General features: G+C 72.1%; 14 protein-coding genes. 6 read left to right on the top strand and 8 right to left on the bottom strand.

Annotated elements, in window-relative coordinates:
• From WMF42_RS22725 to WMF42_RS22700, 6 genes are all read right to left on the bottom strand, one after another.
• The gene (locus tag WMF42_RS22725; RefSeq protein ID WP_155798759.1) at window positions 1–645 is read right to left on the bottom strand and encodes a hypothetical protein; all 645 of its coding nucleotides are present in this window, start codon (window positions 643–645) and stop codon (window positions 1–3) included.
• Window positions 646–792: 147 nt separating this feature from the next.
• Window positions 793–1,833, bottom strand: a complete 1,041-nt coding sequence (locus tag WMF42_RS22720) for a DUF4340 domain-containing protein (RefSeq protein ID WP_434048797.1) — start codon at window positions 1,831–1,833, stop codon at window positions 793–795.
• Window positions 1,830–3,806 (bottom strand): Gldg family protein, encoded by a 1,977-nt coding sequence (locus tag WMF42_RS22715; protein ID WP_437684647.1) that lies wholly within the window; start codon window positions 3,804–3,806, stop codon window positions 1,830–1,832. Before WMF42_RS22715 ends, WMF42_RS22720 begins: the two co-directional genes overlap by 4 nt.
• Window positions 3,803–4,528: an ABC transporter permease gene (locus tag WMF42_RS22710; protein WP_061610753.1), complete on the bottom strand. Its 726-nt coding sequence runs from the start codon at window positions 4,526–4,528 to the stop codon at window positions 3,803–3,805. Before WMF42_RS22710 ends, WMF42_RS22715 begins: the two co-directional genes overlap by 4 nt.
• Complete coding sequence (locus WMF42_RS22705; RefSeq protein WP_061610752.1) at window positions 4,525–5,607, bottom strand: ABC transporter ATP-binding protein; 1,083 nt, start codon at window positions 5,605–5,607, stop codon at window positions 4,525–4,527. The genes WMF42_RS22710 and WMF42_RS22705 overlap by 4 nt, the downstream gene beginning before the upstream one ends.
• Before the next feature lie 290 nt (window positions 5,608–5,897).
• The gene (locus WMF42_RS22700) at window positions 5,898–6,788 is read right to left on the bottom strand and encodes a hypothetical protein (RefSeq protein WP_061610751.1); all 891 of its coding nucleotides are present in this window, start codon (window positions 6,786–6,788) and stop codon (window positions 5,898–5,900) included.
• A gap of 367 nt (window positions 6,789–7,155) precedes the next feature.
• Between WMF42_RS22700 and WMF42_RS22695 the strand changes: the two genes are divergently transcribed.
• Window positions 7,156–9,027: a type VI secretion system Vgr family protein gene (locus WMF42_RS22695; protein ID WP_233562085.1), complete on the top strand. Its 1,872-nt coding sequence runs from the start codon at window positions 7,156–7,158 to the stop codon at window positions 9,025–9,027.
• Between the two features lie 12 nt (window positions 9,028–9,039).
• Here the strand turns inward: WMF42_RS22695 and WMF42_RS22690 are convergent, their stop codons facing one another.
• Entirely contained in the window at window positions 9,040–10,953 is a 1,914-nt protein-coding gene (locus WMF42_RS22690; RefSeq protein ID WP_437684643.1) for a DUF2169 family type VI secretion system accessory protein, read from the bottom strand.
• 187 nt (window positions 10,954–11,140) lie between these two features.
• Here WMF42_RS22690 and WMF42_RS22685 point away from each other — a divergent pair, with 187 nt between their 5' ends.
• Genes WMF42_RS22685 through WMF42_RS22670 form a run of 4 tightly spaced genes read left to right on the top strand, consistent with a single transcriptional unit; the run spans window position 11,141 to window position 15,022 of the window.
• A complete protein-coding gene (locus tag WMF42_RS22685) occupies window positions 11,141–12,379 on the top strand; it encodes a DUF2169 family type VI secretion system accessory protein (protein ID WP_437684641.1) in 1,239 nt (412 codons plus the stop codon).
• A complete protein-coding gene (locus tag WMF42_RS22680) occupies window positions 12,372–13,601 on the top strand; it encodes a DUF4150 domain-containing protein (protein ID WP_061610747.1) in 1,230 nt (409 codons plus the stop codon). Before WMF42_RS22685 ends, WMF42_RS22680 begins: the two co-directional genes overlap by 8 nt.
• 11 nt (window positions 13,602–13,612) lie before the next feature.
• Window positions 13,613–14,362, top strand: coding sequence for an ankyrin repeat domain-containing protein (locus tag WMF42_RS22675; protein WP_437684639.1), 750 nt, complete (start codon window positions 13,613–13,615; stop codon window positions 14,360–14,362).
• A 9-nt stretch (window positions 14,363–14,371) separates the two neighbouring features.
• Window positions 14,372–15,022, top strand: a complete 651-nt coding sequence (locus WMF42_RS22670; protein WP_437684637.1) for a hypothetical protein — start codon at window positions 14,372–14,374, stop codon at window positions 15,020–15,022.
• A gap of 180 nt (window positions 15,023–15,202) precedes the next feature.
• On the opposite strand, the gene WMF42_RS22665 is transcribed toward WMF42_RS22670, so the two are convergent.
• Complete coding sequence (locus tag WMF42_RS22665) at window positions 15,203–15,733, bottom strand: cupin domain-containing protein (protein WP_233562576.1); 531 nt, start codon at window positions 15,731–15,733, stop codon at window positions 15,203–15,205.
• On the opposite strand from WMF42_RS22665, the gene WMF42_RS22660 reads away from it, so the two are divergent.
• On the top strand, window positions 15,723–16,886 hold the full coding sequence (locus WMF42_RS22660) for a BMP family ABC transporter substrate-binding protein (protein WP_437694328.1): 1,164 nt from the start codon (window positions 15,723–15,725) through the stop codon (window positions 16,884–16,886). The two genes, WMF42_RS22665 and WMF42_RS22660, sit on opposite strands and share 11 nt — an antisense overlap.
• Window positions 16,887–16,997 lie beyond the last annotated feature (111 nt).

Genomic DNA, 16,997 nt, shown 5'->3' with positions numbered 1-16,997 from the left:
TCACTCCCCCGCGACCGAGATCGACTCGATCGATTGCAGGATGGTCGCGTCGGCGCCGGAGCTGTCGTCGTCCGGCACGAAGCCGAGCCCGAGCAGGATCTCGCCCTCCTTGCCGGTGTCGGCGAAGATCAGGAGCGGGCCCTTCTTGGACCCCCGCGCGGCGCCCTCGCTCTGCCAGAGGCCGATCTTCCTTCCGGCGATGTCCTTGGTCTCGAGGGGCTTCTTCCAGTTCACCTTCTTCTTGGGCAGCGTCACGTCGATCTCGTGCGCCAGCGCGTCGAGCGCGGCGTCGCGCTTCTCCGCCGCCTGCTTGCCCTCGCCCACGTCGACCTGCGCCGTCGCGAGGGCCGGCCCCTCGGCCGTGGCCTGCGCGATCGTCGCGCTCTCTGCCTGGGCGTAGGTCCAGCCCTTCACGGGCGTGAGGACGAAGGAGCTCCGGGCGATCTTGGCCCGGGTCGATTCCTCGGCCTGGCACGCCTCGTCGAGCGCCTTGCAAGGCTTCGGCGCGGGCGGGGGAGGAGGTTCGGGCGCCGCGGTCACGGGGGGATCGGGCGCTACGGGTTGGGGTGGAGGCGGCGAGCTGCACGCCGCGGCGAGCGCCGCCGCAGCGCTCAGCGCCAGGGTGGGCCATCGTCGAAAGAACATTGCGCCCGAGCGTTGCAGGACCGGACCCGGTACGGCAAGTAAAGAGCGATCCGGGGGGACGGCTTACGCCGGGGGACGCGGCAGGCGCCGCATGGAACGCCGAGCGCGCCGGGGGGAAGGCGCCGGCGCGCTGGCGAGGTGCAGGGGCTACTTGACGAGGGCGCCGACGTCCTGCTCGACCTGCTCGGCGAGGCCCGAGGGCACCTTCCCGTGGAGGCGGGTGCGCTCCGTGACCAGGAAGTAGTCAGGCTTGCCGCTCGCCCCGGGAGGGCCCTTCACGAGCTCGAGGAAGCCGATGTCGCCCGAGGGGCCGGTGTACTCGACCCGCACCACGACCTGCGTCTGCTCCGGGGCCGCGGCCACGTACTCCGTGGGACGCAGCCGGTCGAGCTTGCTCATCCAGTTGCCGACGGTCTCGTCCTTCTGATCGGGGCTCGCCGGATCGGCCCAGATCTTCTTGCCCTCGTCGCCGCTGCGCACGAGCTCGCGGCGCTTGTCCCCGGCGATGACGCGCGCCCGGGTGAGATCGACGTCCTTCCACTCGTGCAGGTCCCGCTCCATGAGCCGCGACTCGGCTGTGTCGAGGTCGCGGTAGATGTCGCCCTTGATGGCGTACACCTCGCCCGTGGCCTCGTCGCGCGCGTAGCGGTCGGCGCCGCCCGGCGTCATGCCGCCGATGACGAGCTTCTTCTCGGCGCCGCGGAGCTTGACGGTGAGCGTGCCCTCCGGCTCGGCGAGCCCGAACTCGCTGGCGCGGTCGTCCGCGATGCGGCCGACCGCGCGCAGCGCCTTGAGCGGGGCCAGCACCTCGGCGAGCTTGTTGCCGGCGCCCACCGAGACGAACGTCGTCGTCTTGACCTTCGGCTCGGTGTCCGCGGGCTCGTCGTCGTGCGCGTCGTCGCCGTGAGGATCGTGGGGGTTCTCCTTCTTCTCGGGCGGGGGCGTCGTGCGCTCCGTCGTGCCGACGAAGTAACGGCCCTCCTTGTCCTTCTTCGCCTCGAGGACGACCTTCTTCGATTTGCCCTCGAAGGCGATGTGCTCGACGTCCTCGGCGCGGCCGGCCCAGACGGTCACGTCCATGGTCGAGAGCGCGGCCGCCGTCTTGTCGCGCGTCCAGACGAGGACGGCGAACACGGCCGCGACCCCGAGGAGGCCGAGGTGCACGAAAAAGCTGCGATCCAACCTCATGCGCGCCTCCCGCTCGCGCGCCGCCCGCGGCGCGTGATGAAGAGCCCGAGACCCAGCACCAGGGCCGGCGCCACGAGGATCGTGGCCCAGAACCAGACCTGGTCCTTCTGCTTTGTGTGCTCGATCCGGACGTCCTCGTTCGTCGTGATCTCTCCGGCGAAGCTCTCCTCGCCGCCGAGCCACCGGAACGCGTCGAGCGCGAGCACGATGTTGGGTTCGTTCCTGAACGTCGCGTCGGTGAGCGCGTCGGCGTCGGCGAGCACGAACGCGCGCAGCTCCTGCTTCTCCTTGCCGTCGCCGCCGGGCGCGATCTCCTTGGAGACCGCGGCGGCGAGGTTGTAGGCGTTGCGCTGCTCGCTCCCCTGGTCGAACTTGAAGTCGCCGTTCGTGTCGGCGAACGTCTCGCCCAGCGTGCGGACGACGAAGTCGGCCTTCACGTCGACGCCCTCGACCTTGTCGAGCGACGACGCGCCCGGGAAGATCGTCGGCGCCTGCTGCGCGTGGCGGCTCAGGGTCGAGACCGAGGCGTGCGAGGAGTACCGCGTCGTGACCAGCATCCCCTGGTCCGAGTCGTTGAAGCGCCGCCGCACGTAGACCCGATCGTTCGCCAGGGTCACGGGCTTCCAGGTGAGGCCCACGACGCGGGCGAGCGGATCCAGATCGACCTTGGCCTCCGGATCGAGCGCGAGCAGGAGGTGCCCGCCGCCGTCGGCGTACCGCTGGAGCGCCGCGACCTCCTCCGGCAGGAACTCCTTCTGCGGGCCGAGGACGATGACGACGCCCGCGTCCTTCGGGATCTCGCTGCCGAGCCCCTGGGCGAGCCCGAGGTCCTTGATGACGTAGTTCTGGGACTCGAGCAGCTTGCGGAGGTTCTTCGTCGTCCGCCCCTCGGCCGAGCTGGCCGTCTCGTTCAGCTCGCCGTGGCCCACCGTCATGTACGCGATGCGCTGCGCGCGGATGACCTTGAGCAGCACCTTCTGGAAGTCGGCGTCGAGGCTCTTCAGCTTGGCGCCCGCGGTCTTCATGTCGGCGCCGACGACGAGCACCTCGCGCGAGGTGTCGCGCGTGAGCACGATGACGCCGTCCTGCGTGACCTTGGCCTCCTTGGCGAGCGCGGGGACGAGCAGGCGGTCCTGCATCTCCACCGTGATCTGCGGCGACGCCGCCTTCACCTCGCGCAGGTAGCCCTCCACCTCGGCGCCGACGTCGTTGAGCTGCGGGAAGAACGCCGTGATCTTGAGCGGCTCGGTCAGGCTCTCGGCGACGCGCTTCGTCGACTCGCCCGGGCGGGCGGTGCGGTAGTACGAGAAGTCCGCCTTCAGATCGAGCTGGCCGGCGGCGTACACGAACAGCGCGGCGTACACCGCCGCGAACGCGAGCGTCACGCCCGAGAGCGTCGCCGCGCGGACGCGCCGGACCTCGATGCGCTCGGCGCGCCGCATCGGCGCGAGCGCCGCCTCGCCGAAGAACAGCGGCACCGTCGCGATGACGAGCAGCGCGACCCAGCCGACCGTCGTGGCCGCGTCGATGCGCGCGCGCAGCTCGGGCGCGGCGCGGGACACGCCGAGCAGGGCCCGGCCCGCGTCGGTCGTCGTGAAGTAGGCCGCCACCGCGACGACGCCGAGCGCCGACAGGATCGCGAGCGCGCGCTCGACCGCGCGGCGCTCGCCCGTCTCGCGGACGGCGGTCGCGAAGCGCAGCGCGGTGACGAGGACCAGGGTCAAGAACCCGAGCCCCGACAGCGCGTAGCGGAGCCCCTCGATCGTCGGGACCACGCGCTCACCCAGGAAGATGGCGAGGAGGGCGCCCGCGTACGCCGGCACCATCCAGGCCCCGGGGCGGATCGCGGGCCCGCCAGGCGGCGCGGGCGCCGGCCGCTCGGCCGGGGGAGCCTGCGGCGCAGCGCCCTCCGCGGCGGCCGCTTCCTTGCCGCTCACATCGGCCTCGTCGGCCTGAGCTCTCTGGTCCTTCACCGCCACCTCCGTGCCCTCAGGGTGTGGGTCGCGGCGAGCAGGAAGAAGTACGCGACCGCGACGTAGTACACGACGTTCTCCAGCCGGAGCACGCCGTTCAGGAACGGCTTCTGGTTGTTCGGGTAGAGGTTCAGCGCGCTCACGAAGTCGTTGAGCGGCGGCTCCGTCACGCGGGCGACGAGGAACAGGAAGCCGAGCGTCCCGATGATCGCCGCGCCGAGGATGACCGCGATGACCTGCGTCGCCGCCAGCGTCGAGGCGAAGAGCCCGATCGCGAGCGACGCGGCGCCGAGCAGCAGCACCCCGGAGTAGCCGACCAGGATGTGCCCGACGGACACCTTGCCGTTCACGAAGATGAGCGCCGGCATGTAGATCGTGACCGCCGTCATCAGGGTGACCAGCGCGAGCGCGGCGAGGAACTTGCCGACGATGATCTCGCCGTCGCGCACGGGCGCCGTCTTGAGCAGGATGAGCGTCCCGCCCTCGCGCTCGCCGGCGATGAGCCGCATCGAGAGGATGAGCGCCGCGACCATCGTGATGAACGCCGTGCCGTCAAAGAACTTGAGCAGCACCTCCGCCGACAGCCGCGCGCCCGAGCCGAGCGCCGCGACCTGGAAGTAGATGCCGTCGATGAGCAACGCCGCGGCGGCGACGACGTACCCGAGCGGTGACCTCAGGTACGCGGACAGCTCCCGCCGCGCGACGAGCAATGTCCCTCTCATGCTTCGCCTTCGCCTTCCTCCGCCTGCTCCACCGCAGGGGTCTTCGTCGCCTCGCCGCCGGCCCTCGCCCTGGCGGCCGCGGCGGCCCTCTCCTTCGTCGCCGGCGTCGCGCGCGTGGCGAGCCGCAGGAACACCGACTCGAGCTCGCGCTCGCTCCGCTTCACCTCGAGGATGCCGATCCCCGCCTGCACGAGCTCGGCGCAGAGCGCCGCCCGCACGTCGCGGTCGGCCTCGACAGCGAAGCTCACGACGTCGCTCCCCGGCTCGGCCGTGGCGAGCTGCTCGACCGACGTGACCCCCTCGACCTCGCGCGCGATCTCGAGCGAGCGCGCCGCCTCGCCGCGCGCGACGCGGTAGCCGGCGCCCTCGGCCGCGGGGCCGCGCACCGTGAGCTCGACCCGGACGCCGTGGAGGAGCTTCGCCGAGAGCTCCTGCTCGGTGCCCTGAGCGCCGATCTCGCCGTCCCGGATCACGAGGATGCGGTCGCACGTCTCGCTGATCTCGGAGAGGATGTGGCTGGAGAGCAGGATGGTGTGCTCGCCGCGCAGGCTCCGGAGCAGCGCGCGCATCTCGACGATCTGCACCGGGTCGAGGCCGCTGATCGGCTCGTCGAGGACGAGCAGCCGCGGCTTGTGCACGATCGCCTGGGCGATGCCGACGCGCTGCTTGTAGCCGTGCGACAGCGCGCTGATCGGGTCGGACGCGACGTCCTCGAGCTGCGTCACCGAGAGCGCCTCGGCCACGCGCTTGTCGGCGGCGCCGGCGTCGACGCCGCGCAGGCGCGCGGCGAAGTGGAGGAAGGCGCGCACGCTCATCTCCTCGTAGAGCGGCGGCCTGTCCGGGAGGTACCCGATGCGCGACCGCACCTCGTGCGGGTGGTCGACGACATCCAGCCCGTCCACGAGGACCCGCCCCGCGGACGGGAGCAGGTCGCAGGCGAGGATCCGGAGCGTCGTCGTCTTGCCCGCGCCGTTCAGGCCGAGCAGGCCGACGATCTCCCCCGCCTCGATCGAGAACGACAGGGGCCCGATGGCCTTCCGGTCACCGTAATATTTATAAAGGTCGCTGATTTCGATCACGGCCGTGCACCCCTCCGCGAAGGGAAGAAGGTCTCGCGCCGGCGAAGCGGATGCCGCACAGCGCGGCGGTCCAGGCGCCAGCGGCCCCTTACAACAGCGGGTGGCGGAAATCATTCCCGACGGGGCGCGCGCAGGGCCGCCCGACCGACGGCAACCACCGCCTCCGGACGCGGACGACCGGGACACGCGGCCCGTGCGGTGAGCGTAGCGACCGGGACGTGATGGATGTCAGCGTCGGGCGTGAGCGGGCGGGGGAGGGGCGGCGATCCGGGGGGACGCTCGGCCCGCGGTCAGCAATGCTCGGCGATGATCGCCCAGCAGGCGTCCGCGAACTCCCTGTAGGTCGAGCGGTCGAGCGTCGCCTGCGTCACCGGCATGACGTCCTGGTGCTCCGCGAGCATCGGGCGCAGCGCGCCCTCGATGTCCGCGCTCGTCTCGATCCACAGGAACTCCTCGATGCCGTCGGTGATCTGGCCGCGGATGAGCTTCGGCACCTCGCTGAGCCGGACCTTCTTCGGGCTCCGCCGGGCGATCGACGACGCGATCTGCTCGGCGTGCGAGGGCCACCGCTTGAGCGCCCGGTGGAACGTCGAGCCGACGAGCCGCAGGATCTGCTGCGCGAGCTTCGCGACCCGCGGGCGCTGCACCCGCTCCTCGTTCTCCGCGACCATCGCGAGGTAGTCGTCGCTCAGGAGCCTGCGGAGGTCGCTCGTCAGGATCTGCTGCGACTCCGGCGTCATCCGCAGCTCGGCGATGTGCGCGAGGAAGATGTCCCGGAGCATCGTGAGCCGCGCCGTGACCGAGCCGGTCGGGGTCGTGTCGAGGATCTCGGCGAGCGGGTCGATCAGGCGGCGCCCGAACGTGGTGAGGATGTGATCGAGGATGCGCTTCTGATGCTGCTCGTGGCCGAGCACGGACAGCGCGCGCGCGATGTGCGCCTTGCTCGGCGCGTCCACGAGGATCTCGAGCGGCTGGTCCTGCTGCTTCCCCTCGTACATCCGCAGCGACGCGAACATCTCGCGGAAGGCGTCCGCCGCGGCCGGGCCCTCGCCCGACTCCCCGTAGACCCGGATGACGAGCCCCGAGTCGGGGCCGGCGTCGAACAGCCGGCGGAGCTCTTCCCGGATGTCCTCGTCGGTGACGAGCGGCGCCGGAGGGAGCGACTTCCCGCGTGGATCCATGGATCTCGAGCCTACGGTAAAGTGCGGCGTACCTGAACCTCTGCGCCCGAGAAAGCACGCGCGTGGTGCGCCTTCAGGGGCCGGTGAGGAGATGCCTGCGGCGATGTCGTACCCAGGCGCCGCGCGCCGCCAGGCTGCCGTGGACCGGTGCCGGCCTGGGCTGCGGGTCCTCGTCCTCCCCGCCGCTCGCGCGTCTCGTCACCACTCGCCGTGAGGCGCCGCACTGACCTTGTGGCGCGCTCGCTTCGCCGGGTACCATCGGGCGGTCGGTCCCGTCGCGTCCCGTGCGCGAGGTGCGGGCATGGGAGCATGTATGGACGGTGCAAACCCGGCTCATCGGCTGAAGGGAAATGGCGCGGTAGGCGCGATGAACGCGCGCGGCGAGGCCCGCGCGGAGGTGCACGTCGCCTCCGGGGACGCGCTCGATGTGCGTCAGTTCACGGCCTCGGACCGCATGTCGGCGCTCTTCGAGGTGCGCATCGTCGCCGTCTCGGACAACCCGGACATCGATTTCGAGGCCGTCATCGGCCGGCCGATGAGCTTCGCCGCGCACCGGGAACAGGTCCGCGCGTGGTCGGGCATCTGCAGCCAGCTCCGGCAGATCGCGGTCGAGGAGCGCAACCTCTCCACCTACGAGCTCACGCTCGTGCCCGCGCTGTGGCTCGCGACGCAGCGGCGCAACCACCGCGTCTTCCAGCACATGTCGGACGTCGACATCGCGCTGAAGATCCTGGAGGAGTGGGGGATCTCCCCGGCGCTGCGCCTCGCGGGGAGCTACAGGAAGCGCAAGTACCGCGTGCAGTACGGAGAGAGCGACTACACGTTCCTCTGCCGCATGCTCGAGGACGCGGGGGTGAGCTTCTACTTCGAGAGCGGCGGCGAGAGCCGGCTCGTCCTCGACGACGGTCCTCACGGCAACCCCCGTCGTCGCCCGATCGCGTTCCGCGACCACCCGACAGACGCCGACCTGGAGCACGTCACCGAGGTCCGCGTCGGCCGCCGGCTGCGCCCGGGGAAGTACACGGTCCGCGACCACGACACCCGGAGGCCGGCGTCGTACGAGCTCGCGGCGAGCGCCGCCGGCGCGGGCGGCGTCGAGGAGCGGCTCGAGCGCTTCCACTACGTGCCCGGGGCGTTCCTGTACGAGAGCGACAGGGGCGAGAGCACGCCGGCCGCCGACGACAAGGGCAAGTACCGCGCGGACGAGTCCGAGGGGGCGGCGCTCGCGCAGCGGCGGCTCGACGCGAAGCGCGCCTCGGCCCGCGAGGTCACGTTCGAGACCAACACGATCGATCCCGCGCCGGGCACCGTCCTCTCGTTCCTCGATCATCCGAAGGCCGAGCTCGGCCCGGACAGGGCGCTGCTCCTCCTCGAGTCGACGCTCACGGGCGAGGTGCCGGGCGGCTTCCGGCACGCGTGCAGGGGCGTGACCACGGACGTCCCGTACCGCCCGCCGCTCCGCACGCCCAGGCCGCGCGTCCAGGGCGTCGAGTGCGCCACCGTTGTCGGCGCGCCCGGCCAGGAGATCCACGTCGACGAGTTCGGCCGCGTGCGCGTCCAGTTCCACTGGGATCGCGAGGGCCGCATGAACGACGGGTCGTCGTGCTGGATCCACGTGAGCCAGCCCTGGGGCGGCGCCGGCTTCGGCGGCACCAACCTGCCGCGCGTCGGGCAGGAGGTGATCGTCGACTTCCTCGGCGCCGATCCCGACCGCCCGATCATCACGGGCCGGGTGTACACGAACCTCCAGAAGACGCCGTACAAGCTCCCCGAGAACAAGACGCAGAGCGGCTGGAAGAGCAGCTCGTCGCCCGAGACAGGCGGCTACAACGAGATCATGTTCGAGGACGCCGCGGGCAAGGAGCTCGTCCGGGTCCAGGCCGAGCGCGACCTGAACAAGACCGTCAAGCACGACGAGGAGGTGACCATCGGTAACGATCGCGTGAGCGCGATCGGAAACAACGAGGATCAGACCGTCGGCAACGACTTCACGAAGCAGGTGATGAACAACGCGCGCGAGGTGGTCGGGATGAACCGATCGCGCGCGGTGGGCAACAACGAGACGGTGGAGATCGGCAGCGTGCAGGCGACAAGGGTCGGCGACAGGGTCGAGATCGTCTGCGGCAAGTCGAGCATCGTGCTCGAGAAGTCGGGCAAGATCGTGATCTCGGGGACCGACATCACGATCCACTCGAGCGGCCACACGCAGGTGTACGGCGACCCGATCGACCTCAACTAGCCTCTCACGAGGTCACGAGGCCTCCGCCGCCTTGCGCATGGCCGCGCGCACCTCCTGGGCCACCGCGGGATCCTTCACGCTCCTCTCCAGCCACACGCGCCGGAGCCGGAGCAGCGCGCCGTCCGGCAGGCCGAGCTCCGCGAGCGCCTGCGCGTCGCTCCCGCGCTCGGCCGCGATTACGAGCCGCGCGTAGTCGCTCGCCGTGATCGTGCCTCGCTCGGCCTCCAGCGCCGCGATGTACGCGGCGTCGTACGACGAGAGCAGCCGCCGCTTGCCGCGTCCCACGTCGGCGCGGATCGCGTCGAGCCAGTGCGCGTGCAGCGCCTCCCACGTCTCCGGCGAGAGCGCCTCCGCCGCGAGGATGTCGTCCAGCGCTCCCGGGCGCTTCGCGAGCCGCGCCGCGATCGCCGCGCAGCGCTCGAGGGGATACGCGCCGAGGGGCAGGGGCGGCTCGGACGGCGGCTCGACAGGACGCCGCTCGGGGACAGCCGCGGGATGGGGGTCGTGGGCGGCGGCGTCGGGCGCGGTCGCCGCCGGCCGGACGAGCTCCAGGACGCCCATCGGCGCGAGCGGCGCTGGCGGCGCTACCAGGGCTGGCGGCGTGGGCGGCTCTTCCTCCGGCGGGGGCTCGTACGGCGCGAGCGATCGAGCGTGGGCGTCCTCCGGCGGGAGCGCGTGAAACGGGAGCGCGGGCCTCGCCAGCACCACCGCGGGCACGAGGGTCTGCGAGGCGTCCTCCTCGACAGGGGGGGGCGGCGGGAGGCGCGGATCGACAGCGTCGGGCGCCGCTGCGGCGGGGGGCTCCGGGGCGAGCTGCGCGGCGGCCTGCAGGAACGGGAGCACCGCGGAAGGCCTCGACGAGAGAGGGGCCATCACCGTGCCCGTGAGGCTCGGCGCGAGCTCCCCCTCGGCGACGAGCACGACGCCCTCGCGCGGCGGGCGATCGAGCATGAGCTGCCCGCGCCAGACGAGCGCCGCGACGCCGTGGTCGGCGTCGATGACGAGCGTGTCGCACCGGAGGAGCACGCGCTGCTCGGCGCCGTTCGTCATCGCGATCGCGTGCGGCGCCGGCGCGCGCAGGCACGTCGTGAGCCGCGGGAAGCGCGGGTGCAGGTGCTCGAGCACGAGCGGCTCCGTGCCCGTGAGGTCGTTCGTCACCTGGTCGAGCGGCGCGACGTTGAAGTACCCGGTGTCGATGCCGTCGGGCAGCGGCTGCGCTGTCCAGCGCGCGTGATCCCAGCCCGCCGCGTGCCGGCGCAGGCGCTGCGAGCGGTCGGGCCACTCCGGCCGGAGCGGGCCGAAGCCGGAAGGCCAGAGGTGGCCGTGCCTCATCGCTGTCGACGAGGCCACCGGCAAGAGGTTCGGCGCGCGCGCCCGCCCCCATCGATCGGGGAGCGCGCCGTTGCCGGTCGGCACGCCGATCGGGTTCGACGTGTGGGGGCCTCCGGCGGCGCGCTCCCAGCGGAGCGGCATGCGCGCGAAGGGCGCGGGCTCGCCGAGCGATCCATCCCGCTCGAAGCACGCGTCGCCGCGGACCAGGATCGACTTGTCGATGTCGCCCACGGCGAGCCGCGCGACGAGCGATCGGACAGGGATGCCCTCGGGCGCGTGCGCGTGGCCGACGACGATCACCTCACCCCACCGCTTGAACGGCGCGACAGGGCCCCACGGCTCGACGAACCGCCGCTCGTCCCCCTCGTCCTCCAGCAACGCCACGGGGAGGCTCGTCACCGGCGACTCGAACGGCGCGAGCTCGAACAGCGCGTGGCACGCGATGGTGAGCACCCACGCGTCGGGCGTGGGCCGCCATTCCAGCGAGCTGGCGCGTATCTGGCCTTGGCAGACGACGTGCATCGACGTGACGGACGTGACGGACGTGGCCGAGGTGATCGACGTGGCGCAGACGTGCGCCCCGTCGACGTGCATCTCAGCGACGCGACTCAGGATATCCGAGCCGGGGGGACCGCGTCCGGGCGAACCTCCGCCGTCACGCCGCGGCCACGCGCGGGGCGCCCCTCCGCCGCGCTGCATCGCGCGACGCGGCCCCGCGGCGCCGTCGAGGCGCGTCGCCATTGAAGGCAGTTGCGCGCTCCGATAGCGTCGCGGAGCGACGATGGAGTGCCAGAACCTCACGCCATTCGACGCCCTGGCCTACAGCGCCCTCGATGTGCACGACGAGGAGCACCATGTCGTCGCGCTGAAGGCGGCTTACCGTCTCGTCCCCGGAGGGGGCGGGGAGGTGACCCACCGCTGCGAGCTCGCCCCGGACGACGGCGCGGGGAGGCTGCTCCTGCGCGACGCGTTCGAGGGCGAGGTGAACGCGTCGAGCGTCCGCGCCGAGAGCGACCTCTCGCCGTTCAAGCCGCGCTGCGACGTGCTCGTGCGCGCGACAGCGTGGGCGCCCGGGGAGGAGCCCGCGGAGCGCTGGACGGCCCGGCTGCGCGTGACGGCGCCCGGCGGCGCGCCCCCCGGTGGCGGCGCCGGCGCGCCCGACCTGCCGGGGCGCGCGCTCATCGACAAGACCCTGGAGGTGTGCGGGCCGCGGTGGTTCGAGCGCACGGCGGACGGGTGGCAGCTCACCCGGCCCGAGCCGGCGGTGAGCGTGCCGGTGCGCTGGGAGCGCGCCTTCGGCGGACGCAGCCTCGTGAGCGCCGAGCCCGGAGGGGCGCCCCGCCTCGACGAGGTGTGCTTCACGAACCCGGTCGGCTGCGGGTGGATGGAGGCGCGCACCCTCGACGCGCTGCGCGACGCCGGCGCGCCGGTGCCCGACCGCGTGGCGGCGCCGCAGATCGAGCGACCCGACAGCCGGGTGACGCACCTCGCCGTGACGTCGCACCCGCCCCACGCCGTCGAGGCCCCGCGGATGGCGGAGATCGCGGCGGACTACCCGTTTGCGCCCGCGGGCCTCGGGTGCGTGGGGCGCGCGTGGACGCCGCGGCTCCAGCGCGCGGGCACCTACGACGACGCGTGGGTCGCCGGCCGGCACCCCTTCCTGCCCGACGACTTCTCCTTCGCGTACTGGAACGCGGCGCCCGACGATCAGCAGATCCCGCACCCCGACCTCGGCCTGCGCGTCGAGCTCTGGAACCTCGCGCGCCCCGAGGTCGCCCGCGACGGGCGCGTCGCGTTCGAGCTGCCGCCGCACCGGGCGTTCGTGATGGCCTGGATCGCGGGGCTGCCGGTGCCGGTGCCCGCGGCGCTCGACACGCTCTCGGTGGACGCCGAGTCGATGGTCGTGACGTGCGTGTGGCGGGCGCTCGTGGCGCGCGCGCTCGGGGTGCAGCGGATGGAGGCGCGCTTCGAGGTCGACCCGCGCGCGCCGCTGTTGAAGATGGAGGTCCGGCGTGGCTGAGAACGTCCTCTCGCGCAGGCAGGAGCCCTGGATGGCTGTGTCGTGCGCGCCCGACGTGTGCAAGACGCCGATGGGGTCGAGCACGCCGCCCGTGCCGTACAACGTCGTCTCCAGGCTGGCGCCCGCGCTCGGCGCCAGCGAGGACGTGCACGCCAACGACGGCCGCGTGCAGAAGCACGCCATGACCGTCATGCCGACGACCGAGGGCGACGAGCCGGGGACCGCCACGGGGGTCGTGAGCGGCACCGTGGGCCAGCAGAGCTGGTCGCAGACGCACAGCCCGAGCGTCCTCGTCAACTCGCAGCCGGTCGTGCGCCACGACGATCTCACGCAGATGAACGGCGACAAGGCGGCGCAGGACAAGGCCGACAAGAAGGCCCGCTACGAGTGCCGCAAGGCGCAGATCGAGGCGGGCAAGAACAGCGACGACCCGGCGACGCGCGAGGCCGCCGCGCGCTTCGAGCGCAACACGATCGCCGCGGAGAAGGCCGCGCTCGCGGGCCACTCGTACGACCCCTCGAAGCCGGCGCCGACGGGCTGGCGCGACATCAGCGACGACCCCGAGGCGCTCGCGCGCTACGGGCTGACGCCCGGCGATCTGGACGGCAGCCGCCCCGACGCGACGCGGCTCTACGAGCCCGACCCCGACGTCTTCGGCGGCGACATGCGGCCGACGGTGGCCTTCCGGGGGACGGAGGGCGGCGCGGACTGGAAGAACAACCTCGCGCAGGGGCTCAACATGGACTCGCCGTACTACCGCGACGCGGTGCGCGTGGGGAACACGCTCGGGAGCAGCGTGGACTACACGGGCCACTCGCTCGGCGGGGGCCTGGCGTCGGCCGCGGCGACGGCGGGCGGCTCGCGGGGCTGGACGTTCAACGCGGCGGGCCTCAACCCGGGCACGGTGAGGGGCTACGGCGGCACCGAGCGCCCGGCCGACATCGCCGCGTACCGCGTCCAGGACGAGGTGCTCACGGGCGTCCAGGAGCAGGGGTGGAAGGGCACGCTGGCCGCGTTCGGCGTCGGCGGCCTGTGGGGCGCCCTGAGCAAGGTGGCCCTGAGCGCCGTCATGCCGGACGCTGTCGGCACGAAGTACGAGCTGCCGGCGTCGAGCCTCGACCCCTACAACCGTCACCTCATGCCCGACGTCATCAACGGCATCGAGAAGCAGAAGCAGGCGGATCAGCGGAAGATCGCCGAGACGACCGGCAAGAGATGCTGAGCGGAGCCACCATGCGCGCGCCCGACCCCGAACGCTTCTTCCTCGGCCCGCAGCGCGAGCTCGCGCGGGCGATCGCGGCCGGCGACCTCGCGGCCGTCCGCGCGCTCGCGCCGGCGACGGACCTGAACACCCCCGGCGCAGAGGACATGACGCTGCTCGTTTTCGCGATGCACAGGGCGTCGGGGCAAGAGCCCGCGCGCTTGCAGATCGTGACCGAGCTCGTGCGCGCGGGCGCCGACGTGCACCACGTCGTGCCGCTCCTCTCGAGCGCCCTCGATCTGGCGATCCTCGCGAAGAGCCCGGCGTTCCTGCGGGCGATGCTCGACGGCGGCGTGCCGCCGGACGCGCGGGTCGGCCGCGGCCACACGCCGGCGCTCTTCCACGCGGCCGCGGAGGCCACGGTCGAGAACATGCGGCTCCTCCTCGACCGCGGCGCGGACGTGAACGCCCGCGACTCGCTCGGGACGCCCGCGATCACGTACGCGCTGCGCGCGCTGCAGCTCGACCAGGTGGAGGAGCTGCTCGACCGCGGCGCCGATCCCCGCGCGGTCAACCGCCTGGGGCAGTCGTTCGCGCGGGTGCTGGAGGAGCTCATGGCGCGGCAGCTCCCGGGCTCGCCCGCGCTCCGCAAGATGGCGGCGATCCGAGACCGGATCGTGCGGGAGGGCGTGCAGTGGCCGCCCGACGCCCCCGACGTCGAGCGCGAGCGCATGCGGCAGCGCGGCGAGGAGCCGATCGTCCCCGCCGGCCAGGCGCGGTGAGGTGACACCATGGCAACCGGCAACACCATCGGACGCATCGTCGGTCAATCGCCTGTGCGCGCGGTGCCCGTGGAGCAGGCCAACCCCGTCGTCGTGCAGCTCTTCCGGGGCGTCGAGCGGCTCGTGCCGATGTGGCAGCAGCTCGAGGGGCTCGCGCAGCAGCTCATGGGCGGCGGGCGCGGCGGGCGCGGCGGCGCGGCGGCGGCGATCGGCGGCGCGGTCGGCGGCGCGGGCGCGCCGGGGACCGGGGGCGGCGCGTTGCCCGAGGAGCTCGGCGCGCGCCTGATCGAGCTCGGGCGCCTGGTGCCGACGCCGCCCGAGGCGATGGACGGGCCTGCGCGGCCCGATCAGCGCCGGACGCGCCAGATCACCGAGGAGATCCTGGGGCTGGCGATGCAGGTGTCGGGGCCTCGCGGCCAGCCGGTGCACGAGCTCGCGCTCGGCGCGGCGCGGGAGCGGATCGAGGCGCTCGCGGCGACGGCCCCGTCGCCGGCGCAGGCGGCGCAGGCCGTGGGCAACGCGCTGACGATGGCGCTGATGCGCGGCGCCAACGGGCCGGTGCTCGAGATGCTCCGGTCGGTGCTCGCGGGGCTCCAGAAGGCGCTGGGCCTGATCCAGGGCATCACGGGCCGGAACGACGGCGCGCAGATCCGGAAATAGGCAGCGCAGGCGGGCGGCCGGTGCCTCGCAGCGGGCGTTCGACTCGAGAAACGTCCCGTCCGGGAGCGTCAGAATCGTGTCTGGACACGAGGAGGCCGCGCATGGCGTCAGGGCGCAGAGGTGCGATGTCCAGATGAGCGGCCCGGGTGTCCAGATGAGCGGCCCGGGTGTCCAGATGAATCAGATGAAGACGACGGGCTGCTCCCAGATCGCGAGGACGACGCAGCCCTCGGCGCTCGAGACGCTATGACGGGTGCCCGGCGCGTTCACCACGAGCGTGCCGGCGCGGTGGTGACCGCGCTCGTCCGACTGCGAGCCCGCGAGCACGAAGATGTGCTCGTGGCCGCGATGGACGTGCTGCGGCACGGACGCGCCCGGCGCGTAACGCAGCAGCGCCGCCGAGGTGCCGGCGTCGCCGCTGCCATGAAGGCGATGGATCTCGACACCTTCCCGGAAGCGCCGCCAGGGGACCGACTCCGGATGAGCGACCATCGCCGCCACATTCGCAATGATGAACGGCAACTGCACAGGGTTCGAATCCCGCTTCGCTGCTGAATCGGTGGGTGTCATCGCGAATCTCCGGTGTTGATGGAACGATGCCACGGCGCGCGGCGCATGCTCAACGGCGATCAAGCGGAGCGCGAAAAAATCACGAACGGGAAAAGTTCCAGAAATGAAGAGGCGCGTACAGATCCAGGGTGTGAAGAGCACCTTGCGAACTCCTCTGCTCCCCTGGGCCGGCGCGCCGCGCGGAGCGCGCTTGCTCGCCCTCTTCCGTCCGCTGCTCCTCGCGCTCTCGCTGCTGCCAGCGGCCGCCTGCAGCAAGGAGGAGTCCAGCGAACAGCCGCTCACGGTGGGTTTCATCTACGTCGGCGCGCGGGACGACTACGGCTACAACCAGGCGCACGCAGAGGGCGCCGCCGCTGTCGTCAAGCTGGCCGGCGTGAAGACCCGCGAGGAGGAGAACGTCGCCGAGACGGTCGCCGTCCAGAAGACGATCGAGAGCATGATCAACCTCGACGGGGCGTCGGCGATCTTCCCGACGTCCTTCGGTTACTTCGATCCGCACGTCCTCAAGGTGGCAGAGAAGTTCCCGGACAGGACGTTCCTGCATTGCGGCGGTCTTTACGACGGGTCGAAGCACCCGAGCAACGTCGGGAGCTACTTCGGCTACATCGATGAGGCGGAGTACGTGTCCGGCATCGTCGCCGGGATGACGACGAGGAGCGGCAAGCTCGGGTTCATCGCGGCCAAGCCGATCCCGCAGGTGCTGCGCAACATCAACGCGTTCACGCTGGGCGTCCGGAGCGTGAACCCGGGCGCGACGACCGCCGTGATCTTCACCGGCGACTGGTCGATGCCCGTCAAGGAGGCCGAGGCGGCGAACAGCCTCATCGATCAGGGCGTCGACGTGCTGACAGCCCACGTCGACTCGCCCAGGGTGATCATCGAGCTCGCGGAGCGCCGCGGCGCCTTCAGCACCGGTTACCACACGAACCAGGCGACGCTCGCGCCCAGGGGGTACCTGACCGGGGCCGAGTGGAACTGGTCCAGGGTCTATACGGACTACATCGCGTCGATCCGCGAGGGGAAGCCGTATCCGCACCTCCTGCGCGGCGGCTTCAAGGAGGGGTTCGTCAAGCTCTCACCGTACGGGCCCGCCGTCTCCGAGGAGGCGAAGAAGAAGGCCGAGGAGGCGAAGGCGAGGCTCACGGAGGGCACGCTCACCGTCTTCAAGGGGCCAATCAAGGACAACGAGGGCAAGGTGGTCGTCGCCGAGGCCGTCGAGCAGCAGCAGACCGACATCGTGCTCGAGAGCATGAACTACCTCGTGGACGGCGTCGTCGGCTCCCTTCAGAAGTAGCGCAGCGCGCGGACGAGGGAGCGTCGAACCGCCATGAAGCCAGGGACACCAAGGAGACGCTGAGATCCTCCCTTGGCGTACCTGGCGTCCTGGCGGTTTTCTTCCTCTGTT

Origin of the sequence: Sorangium sp. So ce176, from assembly GCF_051519835.1 — a bacterium.
Taxonomy (GTDB): Bacteria; Myxococcota_A; Polyangia; order Polyangiales; family Polyangiaceae; genus Sorangium; species Sorangium cellulosum_G.
This window is presented reverse-complemented; position numbering and strand designations above follow the sequence as displayed.

Excerpts from the sequence above, each read along its gene's own strand:
- WMF42_RS22725 (WP_155798759.1), bottom strand. The coding sequence starts at position 645 with ATGTTCTTTCGACGATGGCCCACCCTGGCGCTGAGCGCTGCGGCGGCG.
- WMF42_RS22720 (WP_434048797.1), bottom strand. The coding sequence starts at position 1,833 with ATGAGGTTGGATCGCAGCTTTTTCGTGCACCTCGGCCTCCTCGGGGTC.
- WMF42_RS22710 (WP_061610753.1), bottom strand. The coding sequence starts at position 4,528 with ATGAGAGGGACATTGCTCGTCGCGCGGCGGGAGCTGTCCGCGTACCTG.
- WMF42_RS22700 (WP_061610751.1), bottom strand. The coding sequence starts at position 6,788 with ATGGATCCACGCGGGAAGTCGCTCCCTCCGGCGCCGCTCGTCACCGAC.
- WMF42_RS22695 (WP_233562085.1), top strand. The coding sequence starts at position 7,156 with ATGAACGCGCGCGGCGAGGCCCGCGCGGAGGTGCACGTCGCCTCCGGG.
- WMF42_RS22690 (WP_437684643.1), bottom strand. The coding sequence starts at position 10,953 with ATGCACGTCGACGGGGCGCACGTCTGCGCCACGTCGATCACCTCGGCC.
- WMF42_RS22685 (WP_437684641.1), top strand. The coding sequence starts at position 11,141 with ATGGAGTGCCAGAACCTCACGCCATTCGACGCCCTGGCCTACAGCGCC.
- WMF42_RS22675 (WP_437684639.1), top strand. The coding sequence starts at position 13,613 with ATGCGCGCGCCCGACCCCGAACGCTTCTTCCTCGGCCCGCAGCGCGAG.
- WMF42_RS22670 (WP_437684637.1), top strand. The coding sequence starts at position 14,372 with ATGGCAACCGGCAACACCATCGGACGCATCGTCGGTCAATCGCCTGTG.